Genomic DNA, 1153 nt, shown 5'->3' on the forward strand with positions numbered 1-1153 from the left:
AGCTCGACGGGGCTGATCTCGCCGGAGCGGATCAACTGCCCCTGTTCGAGGGCGGTCAGGTCGTGGAGTTCGGCCACGACCCGACCTTAGCGGCGGTGCGGATCAGGCCGCGGTGACCTCGGGGGTGAAGCCGGCGAGGTCGCCGAGGGCGGACACGAACTTGGCGACGATCTCCTCGTCGCCCGACGGGTCCGTGCCCCACGCGTAGGCGTGGGCAAGGTCGACGTCCTCGACGACGACGGCGCCCGCGACACCGGCGGAGCGACGCGTGTCGTCGTGGGCCCACTTGCCGCCGAACTGGCCGACGGAGGTGCCGACGACGGCGAGCGGCTTGCCCTTGATGGCACCCTCGCCGAACGGGCGCGAGGCCCAGTCGATGGCGTTGTTGAGCACGGCCGGCATGGTGCCGTTGTACTCGGGGGTCACGACGAGCACACGGTCGGCGGCGGCGATGGCCTCACGCAGCACAGTGACGGCGGCCGGCACGGAGTCGCCGTCGACGTCCTCGTTGTAGAAGGGCAGCTCGCCCAGCCCGTCGACGATGTCGAGGACCACACCAGCGGGCGCCTGCTCGCGGAGGACCTCGGCGAGCTTGCGGTTGATGGAGTCGGCGCGCAGGCTGCCGACCAGGACGGCGATACGAGTGGAGTCAGTCATGTGGGTCGAAACGGACCGCGGTCCGCTTTCATTCCCGGCTGGCCAACTATTTCCGCAGGACCGATGTCGGTACGTCGCCCTAGGCTGGGCGAGCCATGTCCAAGCCCCTCCCCCTGCTCACCACGCCGCCCACCGAGCGGGCCGACGCCGCGCGCAACCGCGAAGCCCTGCTCAGCGCCGCGAGCGAGCTGATCCAGGGCTGCAGCGTCGAGGGCGTGACCATGGAGGCGGTGGCCGCCAAGGCCGGCGTCGGCAAGGGCACCGTCTTCCGGCGCTTCGGCAGCCGTGAGGGCCTGATGGCCTCGCTCCTCGACCACGCCGAGAGGGCGTGGCAGGCAGCCGTCATCGGCGGACCTGCGCCGCTGGGCCCCGGCGCACCGCCGATGGAGCGCCTCCTGGCCTTCGGGGCCTCACGGATGCACCTGCACCTCCAGCAGGGTGCGCTCATCGACGCCGCCGGCCGCACCTGGGGCGACAACTACGCCGTGACCGGCTT

The 1153-nt window shown here is 71.6% G+C and carries 2 protein-coding genes; one reads left to right on the top strand and one right to left on the bottom strand.

Annotated elements, in window-relative coordinates; all coding sequences use genetic code 11:
• Window positions 1–102 precede the first annotated feature (102 nt).
• On the bottom strand, window positions 103–657 hold the full coding sequence (locus ACOADB_RS07540) for an NADPH-dependent FMN reductase (protein WP_378597348.1): 555 nt from the start codon (window positions 655–657) through the stop codon (window positions 103–105).
• Between the two features lie 95 nt (window positions 658–752).
• Between ACOADB_RS07540 and ACOADB_RS07545 the strand changes: the two genes are divergently transcribed.
• Window positions 753–1153, top strand: a 401-nt coding sequence (locus ACOADB_RS07545) for a TetR/AcrR family transcriptional regulator (protein WP_378597349.1), incomplete at its 3' end; no start/stop codon positions are given.

This window comes from Nocardioides sp. CPCC 206348, from assembly GCF_048654705.1.
GTDB lineage: Bacteria > Actinomycetota > Actinomycetes > Propionibacteriales > Nocardioidaceae > Nocardioides.